Raw genomic sequence first — 6888 nt, forward strand, 5'->3', positions numbered from 1 at the left:
TGCACCATTTTTGATGTGTGATAGAACCTCAGTCAACGAGAGCTTACTTTTATCAATCATAAGACGAACCTTTTATCCATGTTTTTAAATTTCTATACATACCGCATTAGCAAAGATAGACATGTATAGAAACTTAAAAAAACTGTGAGAAAGAACTTATCTCACAGTTATTTAGTCAATGAATTTACACCCGCTGCTTAATGGTCATCTTCTCGAATTGAAGACGGATGACGGTTTAAGGCAGTCACTTCGATATTCATATAAGGATATAAAGGCAATCCCTGTAAAATATTGTGGAGTTCTTCATTGCTCTCTACATCAAAAATACTGGTGTTTGAGTATTGGCCTGTAATACGCCAGATATGACGCCATTTCCCTTGACGTTGTAAATCTTGTGAATAAGCCTTTTCAATTGCTTTAATTTCATTGGCTTTTTCGACGGGCATATCGAGGGGGATGTGTACATCCATTCGTACTTGGAAAAGCATGTCAGCTCCTTGAATTATTGACGACGTAGGTTGTCGATTTTGTCTTCATCTAGTTCAATGCCGAGGCCCGGACCAGTTGGAATTTTGAGCTCAAAATTGCCATATTGAAGCGGTGTTTTTAAAATTTCTTCAGTCAGTAGCAGTGGGCCAAATAATTCAGTTCCCGCTGCGAGATTGCTAAATGTAGAGAAGGCATGTGCTGAGGCAATTGTTCCAACAGGACCTTCAAGCATAGTGCCACCATAAAGATCAATACCTGCCAGATTGGCGATTTTACCGACTTCGCATGCTTCAATCAGACCACCAGATTGCGCAACTTTTACCGCAAAAACTGAGGCTGCATTGGTTTTTGCCAAGTTATAAGCACTTTGTGGACCAGTTAATGATTCATCTGCCATGATCGCGATATCAAACTTACGACTAAGACGTTGCATAGCATCAATATTATGAATTGCACAAGGCTGTTCAATCAGGTCAACGCCACCATCTTGAAGCATTTGAATCCCTTTAATTGCATTCAGTTCAGACCAAGCACGGTTAACGTCTACACGAATTGAGATGTCTGCGCCCAAGGCTTTTTTGATTGCCAATACATGCTCAACATCTTGTTCAACAGGACGTGATCCGATTTTTAACTTAAAGACATTGTGACGTTTTAACGCAATCATTTTTTCTGCTTCGGCAATGTCTTTTTCGGTATTACCCGACGCCAAAACCCAAAGCACAGGAATACTGTCACGTAAGCGACCGCCTAGAATCTCACTCAGGGGTTGACCTAAACGTTGCGCTTGAATATCTAATAATGCAGTTTGAACAGCACATTTCGCAAAACGATTACCGTTGATATTACGATGGATCACTTGCATTGTTTGGGCAATATTGGCACCAGACAGCGTTTTTAACAATGGCGCAAAATAGGTTTCAATATTGGTTTTTACACTTTCAGGGCTTTCTTCGCCATAACCTAAACCGCCAATTGTGGTCGCTTCACCCCAGCCAATTAAACCATCTTCAGTCGTGATTTTAATCAGGACCAAGGTTTGGGTTTGCATTGTCGCAACGGCCATCTTGTGAGGACGTATCGTTGGAATTTCGATTAACAGCGTTTCTATGGACTTGTACATCGTGGTTATTTCTTAAGTATCAATCTATTTATATACCCTAATTTAATGTAATATCTTTAACTAGGCCGATTTTGGTATTTTTAGATACTTAAAAGGTATATAAAAGGGATTTATAGAGATGGAATTAAGATATCTTCGTTATTTCGTTACAGTGGTCGAAGAGCAGAGTATTACCAAAGCTGCAGAAAAATTATGTATTGCTCAACCGCCATTGAGCCGTCAGATTCAAAAGTTAGAAGAAGAACTGGGTATTCTTTTATTTGAGCGTGGCACACGTCCAGTAAGAACAACAGAAGCAGGGCAATTCTTTTACCAACATGCGGTACAAATTTTGACTCATACTGCGCAAGCCACCTCTATGGCGAAGCGTATTAGTTCAATGAATACAATTGTCCGTATTGGTTATGTCAGTTCATTGCTGTATGCGTTACTGCCTCAGGTAATTTATTTATTTCGTCAAAATAACCCTGATATTCAGGTTGAGCTGATTGAATACAGTACCAAGGATCAAATCGAAGCACTCAAACTCGGTAAAATAGATTTAGGCTTTGGTCGTTTAAGAATTAGTGATCCATCGATTAAGCGCATTTTATTGTACAAAGAGAAATTAAAACTAGCCGCGCATAAAAATCATCATTTAACCAGTTATATTGATAAAGGTATTTATTTATCGCAAATTATCAATGAACCTATTTTTTCTTATCCAGCCACACAGAAGCCTAATTTCTCAACCTTGATTCAATCCATTTTTACCGAATTAGGCTTGGTACCGAAAGATATGGTTGAAGTTCGAGAAATCCATATGGCTTTGGGTTTGGTGTCGTCAGGGGAAGGGATATGCATTATTCCTGAAAGCGCTAGTGAAATAGGCATGAAAAATCTGGTCTATATTCCGATTTTGGATATAGAGGCCTATAGTCCTATTTCATTAGCCGTGAGAAATATGGATCAAAGTCCTTATTTACCTAAGATTTTAGAATGTATTCGACAGGTCTTTGAAGAGGAAGGGATTCCACTTCAACTCGATGGGGATTAATCGAGTATAGGCCTGCGCTGAGATCAATAAAAAATCCCCTCATCCTCGCCTTCTCCCAACGGGAGAAGGGACTTTCAATACCAATATGATTCACTCAACATGATCATTTTTTTGATTTATGCATGAGATCTATTGAGTTAATGATTTGAAAGCAATGATTTTAAAATGACATTATCGGTCTTTATCCTTGCATTCTTAATGAATTCGCAATGTATTGTAGTTCCTGTTCGTCATTGATTAAGCCTTGCTGGATGGTGGCAATTTGCTCTTGAAGATTGCTTAGCAGTTCTTGGCATTGTGCGATAACTTCATCGCTATATAGATCAAGCTTTTGCCACAAACTATGTGAGATCTCGCTATATAAATGGTCATGGCCAATGGCTAAGATCTCGGTTGCATCATCAGCATAAATCACTTCATACGCCAGATGCTCAGCAAACTGTAACGGACTGAGAGGGGCATATTGCAGTTGATAATCCGATAAAGTATTTGCAATATGTCGTGATAGAAGCTGTTGAGCCTGTTGGGTCAGTGCACTATACAATTCATCCACCGCTTGCTGCTCGGCATGTTGCTCTAATAAGCTTGGCAGGGTTGCAATCATACTGCGCCATGTTTGCGTAATGATCTGCTGTTTATGTTGCAGCAAAGCGCTCATAGCATTGCTTAGCTGCTGCTGTAATTGATGCAGTTGTGGCACAACCTCAAGTTGTAAAGGCGTTAGAATTTGTTCTTGTAAATGATGTAACAAGGCTTCCGCAGGTTTACGCTGTTTATAAGCCAGAGCAGGTTGGATCAAATGTAAAAGTGCATCAAATAAACGATTAAAACCTGTCATTTGCATAGCCTGATCATTGAAATCCGCATTTTTCAACATCTGAGAGGAGGTTGAAATTGGCGATTGCAACAGCACAGGATCAACTCGCATTGCGATCAGTTGGTCAATAGCACGGGTTTGAACATCGGTTTCTTGCAGATAACGTTGGTCAGAGGTTTTATTGCATAGAATCTGGCAAATGTCGCCATCGACTTCATCTTCTTCAAAATAATCACTTCGTGTAAGCACTGGCAATAACGGTTTATGTCGGCGTAATTCCTGCCCCAAAGCCGCTAATTCTTTGACCTGACCGGGTGAGGAGGAACTACTGAGCCAAAGGACACCATCCGCACTATCCATAAAGCGTTGGGTCAATGTGGCATTTTCTGGCGTAACGGAATGGAGTCCTGGCGTATCCAGCAGGATGAGATTATTCGCTAAACAAACGCCTTGTAAGCGTGTGGTGGTTTCTGTGGCACCTTCTTTAAAACTCTCCTGACTATGGATAATTTGACCTGAGTCGAGATAAAAATATTCAACGTTTTGCTGACGTCTGTGAAAACACTCTGCCAATACATTACAGAATGAACTTTTACCCGCATTGAATTTTCCGAAAATCAGCAAAATAATCTTATCGTCAAAATGATCTGCGATGGATTGTGCAGCATGTAGGGTTTCTAATTGTGTTTCCCAATGGCTGAGATAGCTTTCAAGCTGAGAATTGAGTACTGCGATGTCTTGGGCAATCTGACTATATGATGTCAGTCCAATGGGATTGATACGTTGTTTATTGAGATTGATCGCCAGTTGCTGATGCCAAGTGTGCATCTTATTTAAATGCAGGATGATGTCCTGTTCCTGCTGATCAAAAGCTTCGGTGCTCGCAATCAGCGTCTGAATCGAATCATGGACGGTCATTATACCTGCTCCAAAGTGGTTGATGCCTGTTGGGCTTGTATGATGAGCTGCTGTTGCTGCTGCAAATTAAGTAATTGCTGTTGCAACTGCATTCGATCAGAAGACAACTCAAAATAATGGGCAAATTCACCACGTAAACGCTGACGACCTGATTCTTCCACAAAAATAAGATTGAGATCCTTACGCAGTTTGACCGAGACACCCATCACCGCAACCATGACCGTATCTAGACTGCGTACATTACTTTTTTGCGTATCAGGTAAACCCACCACACCATAGCGCACCAGATGGCTATTGATTTCGATACAGGCACGAGAATAAGCCACTTGAATACGGTTACGATCACGTTTGCCTGCGGTTACTTTATACATATTGGCAAAAGAATCTGGTTCTAGCGAATTATCCTGCCCAGAGACCTGTAGGACCGGTTGTAAATCTTGACGCACTTTATCTAATATTTGATTGAGATCACGCTCAAAATTTTGGCGTTGCTGCTGTAAGGTTGCTGTAAGTTGCTGAATGTTGCTTTGAATGGTTTCTAGGTGCTGGGATAAGCGCGTTTTTAGATCAACAATGATCTGTTTTTTTTCAAATTGACGTATTGCGGGGACTTGCTCAAGCATCCGATGAAGTGTGTGTTGTAGTTCGGGGATACCACTGCGTTGTACCAGTACGGGTTTGGAATTTTCGATACCTTGACGGTGCCGTGTAGCTGATACAGGTAGTACAGTTGCAGTTGGTGCTTGATTTTGAATGCTGCCAATAATCTGCGCTAAAACGGCTTGATCTGGAATTTGGTCAATTTGGGTAAGCAGCAGTAAGCTTTGACGTTGGGTTTGCTTTGCATCTTGCTCGAATTGCTGGAATAAGTGTAATTCATAAGGATCAAACTCACCCTCACGTACCGAATGCACCATTAGGCGAATATCTGCTTTATTCCACATCGCATCTTGAGCAAGTTGATCATCGATTGTCGCCACATCAGCGTCCAAACCCGGTGCATCTAACCAACGGATATGATGTTGCAGATGTTCGGAGAGGGCCACCGTTTCTCGTTTATCCGCAACTGAGAAAATATCTTGACCAATAAGCTCATTTAACAGCCGGCTTTTACCATGATTATATTTGCCAATCACTGTAACCGTCGGAAATTGACCTGCCTGTAGAATGGCACGCAGTCGAGCCAGAGCTTTCGCATCTTCAGGAACAACGGTCAAAATAGTATTGCTTGCTGCATCAAAAGTATGAATATCCATCTAAATATCTTTTCCATAAAATAAATCAGGCTAAACCGTTACAGCTCGCCTGATTTCAAGATTCACAAAATGACTTTTAGCTGAATTAAGCTTGTAGGCGAGGGCGGTCAACCACATGGTTATCAACACCATCTACAAGGCGGCTAAGTCTGAGGTCAAATACCATTTCGGCAAATGGACCTTCAACACCGTTGGCTTGGATCGCTGCTGCATCTGTATGTTCGATTGCGTCAACCACAAGGCCTTCACGTGTTGCGTAGGCGAAGTCATCATAAGTGTACGGGTCGCCAGCAACGTTAATTTGCGTGGTTAGTTTGCGATGACCATCTGCAGATACAAAGAAATGAATATGTGCAGGACGATTACCATGACGGCCTAATTGATTTAACAATTGTTGAGTTGGACCTTCTGGTGGACAGCCATAACCTGCAGGCAGAATCGTTTGGACACGGTATTGACCTTGAGCATCTGTCATAATGGTACGGCGCATGTTAAAAGGCTGTTGTTCGCCAGTTGGGTCAAAGTGTGAATAGAAACCTTTGGTATTGGCATGCCAGATTTCAACTTGTGCATTTGGTAGTGGTTGACCATCTGCAGCGTAAATTGTACCGTGTAAAATCAGGGTATGACCATTTGGATCACTGCCATCATCCATACGAGCAAAACCTTGGGCAACAGGTGCACCTGCGACATAAAGTGGGCCTTCAATGGTACGCGGAGTTGGGTTCTCAATACCCAAAGCGGCATCAATTGCATCCATACGCATATCAAGGAAGTGGTCAAAACCTAAACCAGGAGAAAGTAAGCCTGCTTCATGACTAGTACCTAGCTGGTTTAAATATGCAATTGCAGCCCAATATTCGTCAGAAGAAATCTCTAAATCTTCAATGGTCTTAAATAAGTCAGAAACCACCCGATGAATGATTTGCTTAGTACGAGGATTTCCACCGTCTTGCTCAAGTCCGCTGAGTAGGTTAATGAAATTCTGTACTTCTTCCGTCTCGAAAATTCTAATATTATTGGCTGTCATGGCTATCTCCTTAATCTTGCCATAATGCTGGTTTGCGTCATATCTTTTAAGATATGTTGTGCGTTGAGCCAGCATCATTCCTGATCTTGCTTGGTTAATAAATCCTTCTATATACCTTAATTGAATGTAATCCCCTTATCTAGACTGAATTCGGTATCTTTAAATACTTAAAAGGTATATTTAACCCGCTCAAATGATAAAACTGTGATGCTGTCATGC

Annotated in this window: 6 protein-coding genes; 1 reads left to right on the plus strand and 5 read right to left on the minus strand. The window is 41.3% G+C overall.

Translation table 11 applies throughout. The annotated features are described in order from the left end of the window. Window positions 1–197: 197 nt before the first annotated feature. The gene (catC, locus tag GJV03_RS20870) at window positions 198–488 is read right to left on the minus strand and encodes a muconolactone Delta-isomerase (protein ID WP_004820442.1); all 291 of its coding nucleotides are present in this window, start codon (window positions 486–488) and stop codon (window positions 198–200) included. A 14-nt stretch (window positions 489–502) separates the two neighbouring features. Beyond that, window positions 503–1612, minus strand: coding sequence for a muconate/chloromuconate family cycloisomerase (locus GJV03_RS20875; RefSeq protein ID WP_154131035.1), 1110 nt, complete (start codon window positions 1610–1612; stop codon window positions 503–505). 118 nt (window positions 1613–1730) lie between these two features. On the opposite strand from GJV03_RS20875, the gene catM reads away from it, so the two are divergent. Next, the gene (gene catM / locus GJV03_RS20880; RefSeq protein ID WP_034617960.1) at window positions 1731–2648 is read left to right on the plus strand and encodes a cis,cis-muconate-binding transcription regulator CatM; all 918 of its coding nucleotides are present in this window, start codon (window positions 1731–1733) and stop codon (window positions 2646–2648) included. Between the two features lie 181 nt (window positions 2649–2829). On the opposite strand, the gene GJV03_RS20885 is transcribed toward catM, so the two are convergent. The 3 genes from GJV03_RS20885 to catA all read right to left on the minus strand — a co-directional run bounded on the left by GJV03_RS20885 (window position 2830) and on the right by catA (window position 6669). Next, entirely contained in the window at window positions 2830–4383 is a 1554-nt protein-coding gene (locus GJV03_RS20885; RefSeq protein ID WP_154131036.1) for a dynamin family protein, read from the minus strand. Next, window positions 4383–5639: a GTPase gene (locus tag GJV03_RS20890; RefSeq protein ID WP_154131037.1), complete on the minus strand. Its 1257-nt coding sequence runs from the start codon at window positions 5637–5639 to the stop codon at window positions 4383–4385. Before GJV03_RS20890 ends, GJV03_RS20885 begins: the two co-directional genes overlap by 1 nt. An 85-nt stretch (window positions 5640–5724) precedes the next feature. After that, entirely contained in the window at window positions 5725–6669 is a 945-nt protein-coding gene (gene catA, locus GJV03_RS20895) for a catechol 1,2-dioxygenase (protein WP_004721555.1), read from the minus strand. Window positions 6670–6888 lie beyond the last annotated feature (219 nt).

The sequence above is a fragment of the Acinetobacter sp. RIT698 genome (assembly GCF_009668065.1).
Lineage (GTDB): Bacteria > Pseudomonadota > Gammaproteobacteria > Pseudomonadales > Moraxellaceae > Acinetobacter > Acinetobacter guillouiae.

Excerpts from the sequence above, each read along its gene's own strand:
- GJV03_RS20875 (WP_154131035.1), bottom strand. The coding sequence starts at position 1,612 with ATGTACAAGTCCATAGAAACGCTGTTAATCGAAATTCCAACGATACGT.
- GJV03_RS20885 (WP_154131036.1), bottom strand. The coding sequence starts at position 4,383 with ATGACCGTCCATGATTCGATTCAGACGCTGATTGCGAGCACCGAAGCT.
- catM (WP_034617960.1), top strand. The coding sequence starts at position 1,731 with ATGGAATTAAGATATCTTCGTTATTTCGTTACAGTGGTCGAAGAGCAG.
- GJV03_RS20890 (WP_154131037.1), bottom strand. The coding sequence starts at position 5,639 with ATGGATATTCATACTTTTGATGCAGCAAGCAATACTATTTTGACCGTT.
- catA (WP_004721555.1), bottom strand. The coding sequence starts at position 6,669 with ATGACAGCCAATAATATTAGAATTTTCGAGACGGAAGAAGTACAGAAT.
- catC (WP_004820442.1), bottom strand. The coding sequence starts at position 488 with ATGCTTTTCCAAGTACGAATGGATGTACACATCCCCCTCGATATGCCC.